11 protein-coding genes and 1 pseudogene are annotated in these 16,514 nt (G+C 44.8%); 3 read left to right on the forward strand and 9 right to left on the reverse strand.

Features of this window, described 5'->3' with window-relative positions; translation table 11 throughout:
- Positions 1-151: 151 nt before the first annotated feature.
- Positions 152-3,697: a hybrid sensor histidine kinase/response regulator gene (locus HWQ47_RS05900; RefSeq protein WP_269970248.1), complete on the forward strand. Its 3,546-nt coding sequence runs from the start codon at positions 152-154 to the stop codon at positions 3,695-3,697.
- A 442-nt stretch (positions 3,698-4,139) separates the two neighbouring features.
- On the opposite strand, the gene HWQ47_RS05905 is transcribed toward HWQ47_RS05900, so the two are convergent.
- From HWQ47_RS05905 to HWQ47_RS05925, 5 genes are all read right to left on the reverse strand, one after another.
- Positions 4,140-4,667, reverse strand: coding sequence for a hypothetical protein (locus tag HWQ47_RS05905; RefSeq protein WP_269970249.1), 528 nt, complete (start codon positions 4,665-4,667; stop codon positions 4,140-4,142).
- Entirely contained in the window at positions 4,654-4,980 is a 327-nt protein-coding gene (locus HWQ47_RS05910; RefSeq protein WP_269970250.1) for a hypothetical protein, read from the reverse strand. Before HWQ47_RS05910 ends, HWQ47_RS05905 begins: the two co-directional genes overlap by 14 nt.
- A gap of 672 nt (positions 4,981-5,652) precedes the next feature.
- On the reverse strand, positions 5,653-6,144 hold the full coding sequence (locus tag HWQ47_RS05915; RefSeq protein WP_269970251.1) for a redoxin family protein: 492 nt from the start codon (positions 6,142-6,144) through the stop codon (positions 5,653-5,655).
- A complete protein-coding gene (locus HWQ47_RS05920) occupies positions 6,141-7,385 on the reverse strand; it encodes a sialidase family protein (protein ID WP_269970252.1) in 1,245 nt (414 codons plus the stop codon). Before HWQ47_RS05920 ends, HWQ47_RS05915 begins: the two co-directional genes overlap by 4 nt.
- Positions 7,386-7,394: 9 nt before the next feature.
- On the reverse strand, positions 7,395-9,524 hold the full coding sequence (locus HWQ47_RS05925) for a TonB-dependent receptor (protein WP_269970253.1): 2,130 nt from the start codon (positions 9,522-9,524) through the stop codon (positions 7,395-7,397).
- A gap of 727 nt (positions 9,525-10,251) precedes the next feature.
- On the opposite strand from HWQ47_RS05925, the pseudogene HWQ47_RS28050 reads away from it, so the two are divergent.
- Positions 10,252-10,434 (forward strand): annotated as a pseudogene (locus tag HWQ47_RS28050) (GNAT family N-acetyltransferase); the annotation flags it as partial.
- A gap of 17 nt (positions 10,435-10,451) precedes the next feature.
- Here HWQ47_RS28050 and HWQ47_RS05935 read toward each other — a convergent pair.
- The 3 genes from HWQ47_RS05935 to HWQ47_RS05945 all read right to left on the reverse strand — a co-directional run bounded on the left by HWQ47_RS05935 (position 10,452) and on the right by HWQ47_RS05945 (position 14,757).
- A complete protein-coding gene (locus HWQ47_RS05935; RefSeq protein ID WP_269970254.1) occupies positions 10,452-11,123 on the reverse strand; it encodes a response regulator transcription factor in 672 nt (223 codons plus the stop codon).
- A gap of 146 nt (positions 11,124-11,269) precedes the next feature.
- Positions 11,270-13,546, reverse strand: a complete 2,277-nt coding sequence (locus HWQ47_RS05940) for a TonB-dependent receptor (RefSeq protein ID WP_269970255.1) — start codon at positions 13,544-13,546, stop codon at positions 11,270-11,272.
- Between the two features lie 221 nt (positions 13,547-13,767).
- Positions 13,768-14,757: an extracellular catalytic domain type 1 short-chain-length polyhydroxyalkanoate depolymerase gene (locus HWQ47_RS05945; RefSeq protein WP_269970256.1), complete on the reverse strand. Its 990-nt coding sequence runs from the start codon at positions 14,755-14,757 to the stop codon at positions 13,768-13,770.
- A 252-nt stretch (positions 14,758-15,009) separates the two neighbouring features.
- On the opposite strand from HWQ47_RS05945, the gene HWQ47_RS05950 reads away from it, so the two are divergent.
- The gene (locus HWQ47_RS05950) at positions 15,010-15,219 is read left to right on the forward strand and encodes a dodecin (RefSeq protein WP_269970257.1); all 210 of its coding nucleotides are present in this window, start codon (positions 15,010-15,012) and stop codon (positions 15,217-15,219) included.
- A gap of 51 nt (positions 15,220-15,270) precedes the next feature.
- Here the strand turns inward: HWQ47_RS05950 and queG are convergent, their stop codons facing one another.
- Positions 15,271-16,467, reverse strand: coding sequence for a tRNA epoxyqueuosine(34) reductase QueG (gene queG, locus HWQ47_RS05955; RefSeq protein ID WP_269970258.1), 1,197 nt, complete (start codon positions 16,465-16,467; stop codon positions 15,271-15,273).
- Positions 16,468-16,514 lie beyond the last annotated feature (47 nt).

The following is a 16,514-nucleotide window of genomic DNA, read 5'->3' on the forward strand; positions in this document are numbered from 1 at the left end:
CTCATCATGTTATGCTGGCTTTATCAAATGGTTAAGTAAGTGTGTGTTGGCGATGATGTATGTCATCGACCACCCTTCTTATAGATAAAGAGTTATAGATAATAATGTGGTGGGTTAACCGCAGTGGTGGAGACTTGATGAAGGAGAGAGCGTGTTAGCTTGGCTGTCGTTAGATACGTGGTTGATCACCTTTATCTCTATCGCTTATCTGGTGATCTTGTTTGTGGTGGCTCAGTGGGGACAGGGACAAGCTCAGAGTCAGTGGGTTAGTCGGCCATGGGTATACAGTCTGTCGCTGGGAGTCAGTTGTACCTCTTGGGCGTTTTACGGCACAGTGGGTCAAGCGGCAACAACTGGGGCTTGGCTTGCCCCTATCTACATAGGATCTATCTGTTGCCTCGTGTTGGCCTGGCCCATGTTGCTGCGTATGCTTAAGATCATCAAGGCGCAGAATCTCACTTCCATCGCCGATTTTATTGCTTGTCGTTATGATCGCTCGCCAAAAATTGCAGCGACTATTGCCATTGTTTCTTTACTCGGAACCATTCCCTATATTGCCTTGCAGTTGAGAGCTATCAGCACCAGTTTCGATCTGCTTACCGGCACTTTTCAGTCAGGAATAAGTACCGCCTTTGTGGTGACCTTAGTATTAATTGTATTTAGTATCTGGTTCGGTACACAGCAAATTGCTGCCAGTAAACAAAATCAGGGGTTAGTGCTCGCTATCGCCTTTAGTTCAGTGGTGAAACTGTTTGCCCTGACGGCGGTGGGGATCTTCGCCACCTTCTTTATCTTCGATGGTTTTGGTGATCTCCTCCTGCAAAAAGAGAGTTTAAAACCTGTTACCGACAGTAGTTCAATTTACTTTGTGCTGATCCAAATTATTCTCGGTGCGATAACCATCTTTATCTTGCCCCAAGAGTTTCACATGATGATGATTGAAAACCATCATGAAAAAGAGCTTAAGGCTGCACGTTGGCTCTTTCCCCTGTATTTAATCTTAATCAATGTTTTTGTATTACCCATCGCCATCGCAGGTCAGTTGACTTTCCCCGGTGGCAGTGTCGATGCCGATACCTATGTGCTGACCATTCCGCTATTTTACCAGCAAGCTTGGTTGGGGATCGTGGTTTATGTCGGTGGTCTAGCCGCCGCAACCGCCATGGTGATAGTGGCGGCGATTGTGCTTAGTACCATGATCTCCACCGAGATATTAACGCCGCTACTATTGCGCCACCCTAAGTTTAATGCCCAGCAGACACCGCAACTTGCGGGGGTACTGCTTAATCTTAGACGGGTATCCATCGCTGCAATCTTGCTGTTCGCCTTTGCTTTTGATCGTTTTATCGATGAACAGAGTCACCTAGCGGGGATAGGTCTGCTTTCTTTTGTGTTGTTATCACAATTTGCCCCCGCGGCCATCGGTGCCCTGTTTTGGCGACAAGCCACCTCCAATGGTGCCTTTATTGGCTTGATTGTCGGTACGGGCTTGTGGCTCTATACCTTGCTCTTACCGACTATTTTCTCCGATGCAAACTGGGTGTTACATGGCCCCTTTACGATTAGTTGGTTAACGCCCACTAACCTGTTTGGCCTTGACTGGCTCGATCCTATTACCCATGGGGTTTTTTATAGTTTGTCGGCCAATCTTGCTTGTTACTTGTTAATTTCACTGCTCACGCGGCGCAGTGTCGGTGAGTCGATTCAAGCTGAGCTGTTTTTAAATCGCACTCAGAGTCAGTTTGAACGTCACTTGACGCTGGATGATCTCTATAGTCTGTTGCATCGCTTTATCGATAAAGAGGAAGCCGATGGCTTGTTGGCGTTTGCTAAGTTGGAAGAGGGGCGTGAACTAGAGAGTCATCTTATCAATGACAGCAAAATCAGTGGTAAAGGCCAGAGTAAAAATGACAAGCTGGTGGAATATACCCGTTTAAAGCTGTCCGGCGTGTTGGGATCTGCATCGACTCGCATGGTGATGAAAGCCGCCTCATTTTCACAAGAAGTTCCCCTTGAAGATGTGGTGAGCATTGTCGATGAAGCCAGTCAGATCTTCGAATTTAACCGTGAACTGTTGCAATCTGGGGTCGAGAATATCGAGCAGGGGATCAGTGTGGTCGATGCCGATATGCGTTTGGTGGCCTGGAATCAAAGATATATAGAACTGCTTGAGTATCCTGAACACTTCGTTAAAGCAGGGCTCCCCATCGAAGCATTAATCCGTTTTAATATCGAGCGTGGGGTGATAACAGGGGATGAGGCCAATAATCTGGTTGCACGACGAATCGCACATATGCGCTCGGGTAATGGCCATCACTTCCAACGCACCTTGCCCAACGGCATTGTATTGGAGATCCGTGGTCAAGCTATGCCTAGAGGAGGTTTTGTCAGCACTTTTTCTGATATTACCGCGCATATTCAAGCCGAGAAAGCACTGCAGCAAGCCAACGAAACCTTAGAAAAACGGGTTGAGAGTCGCACCCATGAATTGGCCAAAGCTAAGGCAGAAGCTGAAGCGGCTAACAGTTCTAAAACCCGCTTTTTAGCTGCAGCTAGTCACGACTTGATGCAACCCTTTAATGCATTGACTCTGTTTACCGATATGTTGAAACAGCGAGTGAAATCCACTGAACTTAAGGATCTTGCCGCGCATATTGAAGACTCCCTCAATGTGGTGGAGAATCTGTTATCTGATCTGGTGGAGATATCTAGGCTTGATGGCAGTCCACAGAAAGTGGAGCAAAGCCATTTTGCTATTGATGATCTATTAGCGACGTTAACAAACGAATTCAGTGCGCTCTCTAAGCAAGCGGATATCGATTTTAACTATCAGTTTTCTAGCTGTTTTGTCGACACAGATCAGCGTATGTTAAGGCGCATTATTCAAAACTTTCTCTCTAACGCCTTTCATTATTCACCAGCTGGGATGTTAACTCAGTGCGCTAATGACTTAGAAAATATGTCCAATAAAGCAAATTTTAAACCTAAGGTGATACTGGGTGTGAGACGTTTTAAAGGGCACCTTTCGATTCAGATCTGGGACAATGGCCCAGGTATTCCTGTTGATAAACAGCAAGCCATCTTCGGTGAGTTTGAGCGGTTAGAGCAGACACGAGAAGTGCCAGGTTTAGGGCTAGGTTTGGCTATTTCAGATCGTATCGCCAAGCTGCTCAATCTTAACATATCCCTACACTCGGTGGTTGGTAAAGGTACCTGTTTTGCCATCGAGGTGCCTAGAGTTGCCAAGCAAAAACGTCGCAGCAATATCGTCAGTTTTCCATTTGATGAGAGTCAATCGAGCAAGACTCAATTTAATATCACAGTGCTGGTGATAGACAACGACGAGTTGATGCTCAAAGCCATCTCATCACAACTGACAGAGTGGGGATGCAAGGTCCTCGCCGCCAAAGATGAAGTAAGCGCAATAAGCCTACTTGAACAGGGAACACCTGATGCACAATCCCCTAAACTTATCATCGCAGATTATCATCTAGACGATGACCACAATGGTGTCGATTTAACCCAAGGCATACTGTCTAGCCATAGTGCGTTTGTTACCAAGCCACCAAGCTGCGTCATCTGCTCCGCCGACCCGTCAGAGCAAGTGCGCCAACACACCAGCTCGGCAGGCTTTGGATTTGTGCGCAAACCGGTGAAGGCTATTGCGCTAAAGCGCATGATCAAGAAGTTGTCTTAAGCTGTAGCGAGAGCGGCACCTAATGCCTTCGAGAACGTTCGCAGGCTCACTGCTAGTCAAGCTGAGAAGGGCGGGCTTCGCGCCCTACTAGGGTGGCACTTTGTGCCTTCGAGGACGTTCGTAAGCTCATAGCTAGAGCGCTTCGCTGCGATAAAATCAAGAGATAAAGGCTTAATGGCTATTGCTTTTCTCCGTGGCCCTCTGTGGTGAATAGCTTTGTCTTTGGTTAGTGCCGATAGGACGGGCTTTGCCTGCTAGTTACGGCACTTCGTGCCTCGCTGCTATAAATTCAAAAGATAAAGGCTTAATGGTTGTTGCTTCTCTCCGTGGTGAATAGCTTTTGGCTTAATTCACTACGACTTATTTATTAGCACGTTAAGAGATGGCGTCATGTGGGATGAGAATACAGGTGAAAATAAGTTATTGACGGCATAGTCGTTTGTTATGGTTCTCGTTTCCACGGTAGATCTTTTGCTACTTTTATACCCTGATAATTACAGTTTATAAAAAATTCAAAGTCCACTTCTTTGCCATTAATTTGTACGCTACCAACAGCCTCGTTGCAATCGTTGGTATATTTAACGTACCTAAGAACATTGTTAATTTGTACTTTCGTGCCTTTAGGTAAAAGGGCTAATTGTTTTCCATTTGTACAACAATCTGATTGGAGCGCAAGCGCATTTTTAACAAAACTGTAGTTGTGTTCGCTACTTTCAAATAAAGCCATATCTTCAGTAAGATAAAAACTACCGACAACATGTTCAGGATAATATTGAGACATGTTTTCAGTTTTTGCTGTACACGCTGAAGTTAGCATGATTGATAACAAAACGAGAATTCTACGCATACTTTCCTTGAGAGCTATAACGCCACCATCAACTGCGTAGAAGCCTGGCGCGTCTTTGTGCGGCACGCACAAAGCGTGACAGGTTGCGGAGTCAGATTGCATGGTCTTGTTAAGCGCTGACACGAGAGAAAGCCTTACTCGCTGCAGTGCCAACCCATCCAGAAATATAAGGTGCTAGTTTAATATGATGATTAATCATTTCAACTGTTTCCTCCTTTGTACTCCAAGGTTCTTCATTCTTTAAATCACGTAATCTATTTAAAATTCGGTGATTCAGTTCATTCACTTGTTTAAGAGCGTAAGTAATATCGTTTTCTTTGTATTCTATGCTGATTGCACGATATGAAATTGTTAGTTCAAATAAAAGCTCTATTAAGAACTTTTCTTCCTGATTCGACAAAGCCAGATATTGTTCTTCAAATTTGCTAATTTTCATATCCTTCATGCCACTTAACATTTGTATATACGACTTGCGCGTTTTGCCAAGTCCTCTGGGGAAAGTGTGCACAGGAATTATTAATAAAAACCTCATTAATACAACGCATTGAGACATATAAAGTTAAATTGTGTTCAATACACATTCGGACAAAACTCAGTTGCATACTTTCATCTTACTGAATTTACACAACTTGTTTGCAGCCCGCAATGGCAAACGTGAAGTGTAAAACAAAGAGATCGCAGTGAATGAGCTAATGGTTAAATCGAAGAGATAGCCTTCTTGTGAATTATCTAGTGTGGATGCGGCTCCGAACGTTGATGGCAGGGATGCCATCGTCGAGCCTACAGGGAGCGTACTTGCGGCGTTTCGTAGAAGCGTCTACACATAAGCACGCTGTAAGCGATAGATCACGATGAATCTCAGACTTTCAACAACCCACCTAATACGAGCTCAGCCAGAAGCTAAACCAGAAAATGCAATAAGGCTTCATTTGAAGGCTAGCTAACTTTGGGTAAATAAGTAGGTCATTAACCCGACCAATTAAAGCTAAATCAGAGTTAAGTGCACAGGAATGAAAATTTAAAAGTACTCACTCAAATACGAGCAAAAATAATGGTAGATATCAATGAACCTCAATCTAGCATTAACCGTTATTATGCACTAATAACCCTACTCTATTAACCAGCGGACTAAAATGGATTGGCTGATAACGCCACTTTTACCGTGGAACTCGCCATCCCTGGTCACAAAATAACTTCGAGGTAGCTCGCCATACCAGTGGGGATCGATAAGGAAGCGATTTTGATCCCCTTGATCTTCTGCAAAATGAAAGTTTGGAAAATCATCGAGTTGAAACTCTTGTATGATCTTAAACTGCTCTGCCAGTGCCTCTTCATTGGCATCGGTATTGACCAGCACCACGTTGAGCTGGAGATGTTTCTGTTTTAATCTCTGTTTTAGTTTTTGAATGCTTGCCAACTCCTTAAAACAGGGCGGGCAGTCGACAGACCACAACAACATTAGCCATCTTTTCCCCATGTTTTGCGCTTTAATCGTTGTAAGTTGTGTCTTATTGAATACCGATGAAGTCCCATGGGCATAGTGTGTGCTGAACACTGTGCAGATGAATAAAGTGAGCAGGCGTTGTTGTAGGCTATTCATAATGCTTGTATCCAGTGACTTTGCTTCAATCGATGCCAAGAGACAAAGCTCATCTTGTTATTGGTGATAATAAATGGCCGATCGGCGCCTGCAGTTGCTGTGGTTAATAACTTAGGTTGGCTAAATGATTGACCATTGTCATCGGAGTATTGGTGCCAGAGTTGATGCTCAATGCCATTGAATTGGGTCCAGACTATGTTGACCTTGTTACCAAGCGTGTCGATATGGGGATGTGCAGCTTGCGCCGATTGTTCACCAATGCTCACAGGCTTGGTTAAGGTTTTGCCCTGATCTAGGCTTGATGCATAAAAAATTCCCTTACCTAAGTCTCCTTGGTTAAACCACACCATATGATATCGGTTATGTTTATCAATACTGAGCCCGCCACCTTGATGTGGGCAACCATCAATTTGCCAGTGGTCATGGCTTATTTGGTAGGGAGTAAGCGGTGTGTTTTCATCTTGAGCAAGGGTCAGTAATGCAAACTCTCGAATATTATCGCCATAAATATGTCGCCATAAAATCGCGAGTTCACCCTGACTACTAGTATCGAGGGCTATGCGGCAACACACGCAGGTACTGTTGGCTAATGCTTGATTAGTAAAAGTCGGTTGCTGCTTGCGGTAGTTTGCCTTGCCAAGGTATAGGGCTGAACCATTGGTTTGCTTTCCCTGTGATCTCGCTTGATGGGCTAAACGAGCGTCAAGCCACACTAGCGAGATTTCACCTTCATCTGAGACCTGCATTTCATTAAAGCTATGGCCGGTTTCAAGCTTGTCGTTATTGACGGTTATCGGCTTGGTAAAGCTGGTTCCATAATCCTTGGAATAGGCAAAACGTATATCAGCGGTGTATTTTTTGGCTTTTGGCATCGCCCACGACAGGTACACGCCCTGATACTGGTCAAAGGCTATCTTGGGACGGTTTTCATTACGTGCCGATATGCTCTCTTTAGCGATAGGCACTCGTCTAACGGTGGAAAAAGTGACGCCCTTATCCCGTGATATTTGAAAATAGAGGCTGTCGTTGTGCGACCATAAACGCCATAAATCACCATTGGGGGCAAATGATGCGGTCACTGTTTTGGCGCAGGTTATCTCTTCTTGCGTACATGTGGTGGTGCTGTCAGTTTGAGATTGCAACTTGTGGTGAGCATGGGCGGCTTGGGCGGCTTGGGCGCTGGTAAACGTTAACGGTATGCAGCTAAAAAATAAAAATATCAAACAATTATATTTAATCATGGACTTGGCCTACCATTGATAATTTACACCGACATAAGCGGTTCTAGGGGCTCCTGGGGAGTAGAATGTTTTGCCGTATCGATATGAGGCTTCCTGTGCATACTCCTCATTAGTGACATTTAACACTCTGGCATTGAAAGATAGCTGCTTAGAGAATTGATAAAGGGCTTTGATATTGGCGATGGTGTAGCCATTTTCAATACGATCCATTTCATTATCATCTTGGCTGTTCGCATCGTCTAACCAGTATTCCCCTATGGATTGTATCTCTAGCATGCTGGTTAAGCCTTGTGCAAATGTCGGCATATAGCGTAAACGCACGTTAGCGATATAGTCCGGTGCAGCCGCCATTTCATTACCTGAGTAAGCTTCATGTTGATCAAATTCATGGTGAGATCTGCTGTATGCCGTACTAAGGTTTAGCTGTTCATTGATCTTCCACGCAACAGATACTTCAACCCCTTGATGAATAACCCTAGCTGCATTGGTTAAATAGCGCTGGCCTGCATCGTTATAAGCACGCACAATACCATCATCTACATCCATATAATAAACGGCAGTATCAAGTGATATGGATTGCCAGTTGGCTTTAAATCCAAGTTCATAGGTATCAGATATCTCTGGATCGACCGCTTCGGCATTGCCATCATCTTTAATTGTTAAATGGTACAAACTACTTGCGGTTGGTAAGCGAAAACTGTTGGCATAACGTAGATAAAGGCTAGTATCTTGAGTCAGGTGATAGTTTAGACTTGCTTTAGGGCTTATATGGCTAAAGTTATCTTTTCTGTCTTTAATACTGCGTTTTCCATGGCCTATGTCACCAAAAACACCTAAGTGGTTGTTAAAATCATATTGACCATAATCATATCTGGCACCAAGAGTTAAATCGAGATTATCTGTTAATTCCCGCTTGTGCTGAATATAGGGAGAGAGACTGAGGTATTGAGTGGTGTCATCATAAAATACTTCCCCCTTAGTGAAGGTGTCGGCCCTAAAACCTGTGCTGGTATAGTCAAGGGGTTGATAGGAAAGTTGGTCGCCTTCGGTAAGCTCAATATCTAAGCCAACAGTGGTATCACTGTCACTTTCATGCTCAAAATTTGCTAATGCCAGTAAGCCCAAGGTGTGTACTTCAGACTCTACCTTAGGCATGTTTTTATTCCAGGTTGCGGTGTAATCGTTAGTACGGTAGCGATAATATGGGATGAGTGAAAAATAATTATTGTCGGTGGTTTTGTCCCACTGACTAGACAGTCGTAAGTATCTGGTTTTGCGTAGTGGATCATTTGCTAATACGTCAGCAGATAACCCCGAATTTGTTTTGTCATTGTCATATAAGGCTTGGGTTAAATTTCCTGCCATCTCCTGTTCAAGGTCTGAAACCACTAAAGAGGTGACGAGGCGTTCATTATCTGCTAACTCGAATTCATGTCTGAAGGTTAATTCAGCCCGTTCAGATCCGGTATGGTCACGCCACCCTTCATTGGTTAGGTATGACGCTGACACTCGAATGCCTTGAGTATCGGAGAGTATATTGCTGTGACTAAATTGCGCCTTAGCATAATCATCTTGCCCGAGTGTCAATCCCACATCCGTTTGAGGAGACTTCGCCACCTCTTTAGATAAAATATTAATCGTTGCAGCTACGGCTCCAGATCCATATAAGGCAGTACCAGCGCCCTTTAAGACCTCCATTCGGGCAATGTTAGAGTTAAAACTGGACCACCAAAGGGCATTATGGTTAAAAAAGGCCGGAGATTGCAGGGGGATATTATCCTGTAAATAGAGATAGTAACCACTGGTGTTCATGGGCATTCTGATTGCTGCCTTATGGCCTTGGCCGCCAGAAAGTTGGTCAATTAACACCCCTGAAATGCTGTTAAGTGATTCGGCGATATGTTGACCACTATCAATGGCTAGCTCTTCTGTGCTGACCCCCTGTAGTGACATGGCAAGATCAGTATCTAAAGATTGCTGACGTGTTGCTGTGACAGTAATACGTTCAAGATTATTGTTGGTGTTGGTTAATGCATTCAGGGTAGGCGTTTCTTCACGGTAGTCCTCGCTACCTAAAACAGTGAAAGATGCAATCAACCCTGTAATAAGTGCGAATGCGGATATTCTTTGTTTACTCATATTACCTCTTAGTAGGGTTATGTCGTTTTGGTGATACTAAGTAAGGCATTTTGTATGCCACAATCTAACTTGTTGATTACTTATTGTTATAACCATCTTTAAATAAATTAATTGTCATTAAGACACTTATTTATCAGTGTTAAAATAACAGTGATTGTCTTAATCACATGACCAAAGCAAGGGTCTAAATGACCGGTTACTTGATAAATATGTGCTGGGTCATAACCAGAGATGCATTTTTAGTCTTGATCTTGTCACCATCCTAAAATGCTTTGTCGAATTCGTCCTGCGACAAAGTGTCGCAGATGTTGAATTGTGGTTGCTGAGTTGTTTTATTTAAAGGGTGGACTTTGCCCTGCTAGAACGGCACTTTGTGCCTTCGAGAACGTTCGCAGGCTCACTGCTAGCTACGGCACCTTGTACCTTCAAGCTGTTGCTCTTCTCCGTGACCTTCCGTGTTCTCTGTGGTGAAAAGCTTTTAGGTTAATTCGCTACGACCCCTTTATGATGCAAAGTCGTTCACTTTCATCTTATTGAATTTAAACAACTTGCTTACACCCCAGAATAGTAAACCGTGAATTGTAAAACAAAGGGTAGTAGCGAATTAGTTAATGATTAAATCGAAGAGATAGCTTTTTTGTTAATTACCGAGCGTAGATGCGGCCGTGGAGGGATTCGCAACGCTTATCCATCATTTGTAGTTTCGCGTGCCAAAGTGACACAAGGGTTACTTATTGATGCACTTGGTAAACTATTGGCTGCTAGTGATTGCGTAGCATTCCCAATCGTCATTGTAGATGCCAAAGATGGTGGAAAACATTTCTATGAACGCTATGGATTCCAAGCTTTTCAAGATGCGGAAAACAAACTGTTTATCACTATTTCTGATGTACGAGCAAGTTTAGGCTAGTTAACTCTAGCTCGTTATTACGCGCTAATAACCTGATTCTCTGGTTGGGTGATCATCAACTGCTGATACACCAGTCCCGCTTGGGTGCGATTATACACCTCTAGTTTGAGCAGTATTGCCGAGACATGCTTCTTCACGGTAGTTTCTTTAATGTCCAAGTCATAGGCTATCTGCTTGTTGAGTTGTCCGCCTGCAATACGGGCAAGTACGGTATATTGTTGTGGGGTGAGTTGTGCCAGTTGTGCAGCTAAACGTTGATGCTCAGCGGCGCTCTGTTGATCTGTGTTGATTGAGGTGTGTTCTGGCAGCCAAATCTCACCGTCGAGTACTTGTTCGATCGCTGCGCCAATCTGGGTCAAGTTGGCCGATTTGGGGATAAAAGCGCTGGCACCAAAGTTGATGGCTTTGCGCATGATGTCACTCTGGTCGTCCGATGACACCATGATCACCACGAGATCTGGGAAGTGATTTTGTAGGAGTGTCAGGCCTGTAAAACCATCGTTACCGGGCATATGTAGATCGAGAAAGACGATTTCAAGTGAGGGGGTTTGCTCGACTATGGCGAGGAGTTCTTGAAAATTTTCAGCTTCTAGTATGTCGGCCTTATCGAAGCTCTCTACTACGGCCTGCTTGAGTGCAGCGCGAAACAGTGGGTGGTCGTCTGCAATAGCCACTTTAGCCTGTGACATAATCAACTCCTTTAGGTTCTTCTCTGATTGAACGGATTGCTCTGATATATAAGGACACTAACACATTAACATTAAACGTAAGCACCGAACTGGGCAGTCAGTTCGGTGTTGATTGTGGTGGTTATAAATAAAGAGTTCTTATCATGTTAGAAACTATAACCAACAGTTAATGAGACAGTTTGCGGATCGCCATAATAGCCAATTAGGGTATTATCACCGCCGAGTCCAGGTAGATAGCCGCCGTCATCGGTTGGGGTCACAAAGGCGTAAGTTCCGACCAGATACTCTTCATCGGTGACATTCTTCCAATGTAGACCAGCAGTCCAGCTGCCTTCATCGCTATACCAGTTCAGGCCGAAGTTAAGTAGGCCATAACCATCCTGAGTGAGCAGATTGTCGGTCACGGTCAGATCATAGTCGCCGCGGTAGTAGTAGTTACCGTTGAAGACAAAATCACCGATGCTGGTGGCAAAGTCATAATTAAAGCCGACATTGGCAGTGGTGTCTGGTGTGTTGGCTATGGTGTAGATGTCGCTGAGATCGATCTGGTTACCATCTTCATCATAGGATATGACTTCATCGAATGAGGAGTCGATGAGCCCTAAGGTGCCGAACAGATTGAGAGATTCGGTAGCGGCATATTGGATCTCAAGCTCGAGACCCGTGGCGGTTGAGGTGCCGATATTGCCCAGACGTTGATTTAGGTCGGCGGCATCTTCTCCTGGTAGTACTGTGACGAACTGCCTGTCTTGATGATCCAGATAAAATGCGGTGGCGTTGAGGCGAAGATTACCGTTCCACTCACTCTTAAAGCCTATCTCGTAGGAGTTTACCACTTCAGGGTCTACCGCAGGCTCTGCCCCTGTGGCTCTTGGATTAAAGGTACCGGATTTAAAGCCCTGAGAGTAGCTGGCGAACATCATCATGGTATCGCTGTGTTGATACTCGATGCCGATTCTAGGGGTAAAGCGTGACCAAGTTTCACTGTCATCGAGTACCAAAGGGATCTTTTCTTCGATAAGCGCTTCATCACGTTCGAAACCTGGGTACCAGCCACTTTCCGGGTAGATACTGTCGAAGATCACGCCGTTATAGACGGTGGCATCTTTGGTCTCTCGGGTATAACGGGCACCTAATGTAAGTGACCACTGTTCACTTAAACTGTATGACCCTTGGGCATAGGCGGCGTAGCTTTCGCTGTTATTACAGCCGCGCACTTCTCGAGTGAGACCACCGTAATCTTTGAAGGCTTCCTCAAGAATGGCATCGAAGTGACCACAGGAGTCGCCCTTGAAGTAATAGAGGCCCGAGACAATATTGAGATCTTCGGTGTCGTAGTTAACCTGAAACTCTTGGGAAAACTGCTCATCATCATAGATGGCGGGCACATCGAAAATGCGCAGTGAAGTATTATCGAAATCAATATTAGTGGGTGAGTAACTCTCACGTGATGCTGTCACTGACTTGAAGGTCCACTCCTCATTGATAAAGTACTCAAGGGTAAAGCTTAGGCCTTCGGTTTCCACCTTGTTCCAAGTTGGCATGCTGGTGTAGGAGTCATAGACACTGTCGGGAACGGGAGCTTCGGTCAACTTGCTTGGAAGTAAACGGTAGCCGCCCTTGGCGTTTGACTCATCTTCAGTTCTGTCATAGTTAAGTCGCATAAACAGATCGTCGGTTGGGGTGTATTCTAAGGTCAGACGACCAGCCATCACATCCTTGTTGTAGTTTTCTGAATCTTGGCCCGACAAGGCTGAGGTGACAAAGTCGCCATAACCGTCACGGTTAAGGCTCGCAAGGGCAAAGCCAAAGTAGAGCTTGTCTTCGACTAGGGGATATTGACCAGCAATCTTATAGTCTTGCTGTTTGTAGCTGCCTAAGGTGGCATTGAGATCTAGTTGAGCGTCGCCTGACATCTTCTTGGTCACATACTTAATGGCGCCACCAATGGTGTTTTTACCATATAGGGTACCTTGTGGGCCGCGCAGTACTTCGACGCGCTCAACATCGAGAATATCCAGTACAGCCCCTTGTGGGCGAGCCACATAGACATCATCGATATAGATACCAACGCCTGGCTCATAGCCCCATAAGGGATCCTCCTGACCCACGCCACGGATAAAAGCCGTAAGGGTTGAGTTAGTGCCTCGGCTACGTTGCAGGGTCGTATTGGGTGAGAACTGCTGCACTTCAGTGACGACGCTGATGCCATTTTCAGCCAGTTGCTCGGCATTGATAGAGGTGACAGCAATCGGCACATTTTGTAGACTTTCAACGGTCTTACGCGCGGTAACTTCGATGCGCTCTAGGATAGGTTCCTGTTCAACACTGGCCTCAGCATCGGCAGCGAGTACAACTTGGCTTGTTAGTGCTGTTGAGATGGCTAATGCGAGGCAGCTTAGCTTGATAGTATTCTGTTCCATAGAGGTTCCCTGTTTTGTACTTAAGTTTGTTAGGTACTTGTTATTGTTTTTCTTGGTATTGACTCTATAGCAATGATTCAATAATTTAATCGGTACTATAGTAGTATACGTTTGTTAATAGTTTGTTTTAACTGGCAATTGGTCTTTGCCTCGGTATTGCTTTAGTCGATGATATGCTTATGTAACAGTGTTTATTCGGTCGTTATCACTGTGTGTTCGGATTAAATATTCCAAAATTTAACAATCTCAACAGCGCTACTAACGGGGGCTGATAGAATAAAAGGCGCGGCTTCTCCACCATTTTCAATATTTGGGTTGACCACCATGCCATGGGCTAAACCTGATACTTGCACCAACTCCACTGCGATATTATCTAAGCTATCTAGCCACTGGGTTTTCTGGATCCCATTGTGCTGGGAGACACTCGGTTGTGCCTGTATCTGCTTGAGGCCTGCCCATTGATGGGCCAGCTTCTTAGCGTTGGCCGGATTTACTACGCTGTCGTCGTTTCCAGCCCAGACACTTAATCTTGGCCACTGCTTTTGATTAGGTTGTTTTTTTCTTACCAGTGATATCAATTCAGAGACTGGTTGCGGTGGGCCTTTACGCATGCAAGAGATGGCTTTCGTTAGACTGTCGGCACAGGGGAAGGGCAGACCCGCGATCACTGCGCCAGCCGTAAACAGATCGGGGTAGTTAACCAACATGGCGCTGGTCATGGCGCCGCCAGCAGATAGGCCTAAGATATAAACCTGTTCAGCATGGAGTTGTTTTTTGGTCGCCAAAATCATGTTCTTGATGGAGAGCATCTCGCCGGAGTTTAGGTTGGTGTCTTGGGTTGAAAACCAGTTAAAGCACTTTTTGATGTTGTTGCTGTAGCTTTGCTGGGGAGCAAGCAGTGAAAACTGATGGGCTTTGGCTAATGCAATAAGTCCGCTCTGTTTGGCTAAGGTTTGTCCATTTTGCTCGCAGCCGTGGAGTAGTACAACGAGATTATTGCTGGGATCTTGTGGAGAAAAATAGCTGCCACTGAGTTCACCAGGATTTTTTCCAAAGTCAGACAAGGGTGTAAAAGAGGCTGATGCAAAGGGGGGGACGAGTACCAAAAGACAGCTGAGGCTTTTGATTAACATGTTCTTGTTAATTCCTGCTAATGAACCTTTTTGTGGGAGTAGTCTGGTCTTAGCGATAAAGTCAGATATTGAGAGCATTGTAAAACCTTTGTTAAATTCCTATGGGTTAAACTTGCTGAATTTTCTGCTGCACGACAATGGCACTTTAGATCTATAGTCGGGGAAAACTTATGTAGATTGGTATTAGTGATGGAATATATTTTAGTTTTGGATAGTATGAAAACTGAACGTTTATTCGTTTGCCGATTTATACTGTTAGATGTTTGTTGATAATCGAGCTTACGTAACCCGAATACGAATGGAATAGCTAGTCATCATTAGGAGTGCACTATGAGTCATACTTATAAAATTATCGAGTTAGTCGGTTCATCACCTATTAGTTCAGATGATGCGATCAAGGCTGCTATCAATACGGCAGGACAAACATTGATGCATTTACGTTGGTTTGAGGTGGTGGAAACCCGAGGTCACATAGAGGCCGGTGTCGTAGCGCACTGGCAAGTGACCATTAAAGTCGGATTTACATTAGAAGAGAATTAGCATTTAATTCCTAGGTTCTATGACCTAGGAATTCGCTCCTTGAAACAGTGTTTACGCATCCCTTGGTAGGCCTTTTTCGATACTGCGGATCACTCTTTGAGTTTTGCGGTTAGAAGCAAGAGTTTCCTGAATCAGCCGTTCTTTTTGCTGAAGCAACGCCCAATCAATATGCTCGTTTACCAGTTCATCAACCTCGTCAGAACACTTTCTTAGTTCAAGTGCAGCTATGATGGTTTGTGAAGCTGGTGCATTGCCTAATGCGACAGCAATATTTCTCAACCACCGCCTGTGGCCTATACGACGTATTGGGCTACCTTCGGTGATCTTCAGAAATTCAGTCTCATTCCAGTTAAATAAGATCAGCAACTCAGGCTGTTTTAGTGGGTCTCGAGTATGGAAGTCAGTTTCTACCGTGAGCGGTGCTTTACTGTTAATGGGACATACTAACTGACAATCATCACAACCATAAATACGGTTACCAATAAGAGGACGAAACTCCTCTGGGATCGGGCCTTGTAGCTCTATGGTGAGATAAGATATACAGCGTCTGCCGTCGACAATATAGGGGGCTATAATGGCATTAGTTGGGCAAGATTTAATGCAAGCGACGCAGGTGTTGCAGCCTTCTTTCACCGGAATGTCAACTGGCAGTGGCAGGTCGATTAATAATTCACCAAGAAAGAACCAACTACCCACCTCTTCGTTGAGTAACAGGCTATGTTTGCCTGTCCAGCCTAGACCCGCTTTATGGGCAAGGGGTCGTTCAAGGATAGGGGCTGAGTCGACAAAGGGCCGAAAATTTGTCTTGCCTCCATCTAAGGTGTCAAGCTCGGTTTGGATTCTTTGTCCCAGCTGTTTGAGACGGTTGCGGATAAGTTTATGATAATCACGGCCTCCTGCGTAGCGGGAGATATAGGCTAGGTTTGGATCTTTTAAGTTCGTCGCAAAGCCAGCTTCTGGTGGCAAATAGTTCATTCGTGCCGAGATGACTCGGACAGTCCCAGGATGAAGTTCATTAGGACGTGCGCGCATCATGCCATGGGTTTCCATATACCCCATGTCACCGTGATACCCCTTGTCTAACCATTGTTGTAGCTTTGGCTCTTCCTTGGCTAAATCAGTGTCACAGATGCCGATTTGAGCGAAGCCAAATTCCTTTCCCCACCGCTTAATCTTGAAGGCCAGTTGAGATAGCTCGCTAGATGTGAGGGGATTTAAATGTGATATGGTTGATGCAGTTTCAGACATAGAGAAGCTAAGGGTTAAGGAATTCCTGAATATGATAGCAGGTATTA

Source organism: Shewanella sp. MTB7, assembly GCF_027571385.1.
GTDB lineage: Bacteria > Pseudomonadota > Gammaproteobacteria > Enterobacterales > Shewanellaceae > Shewanella.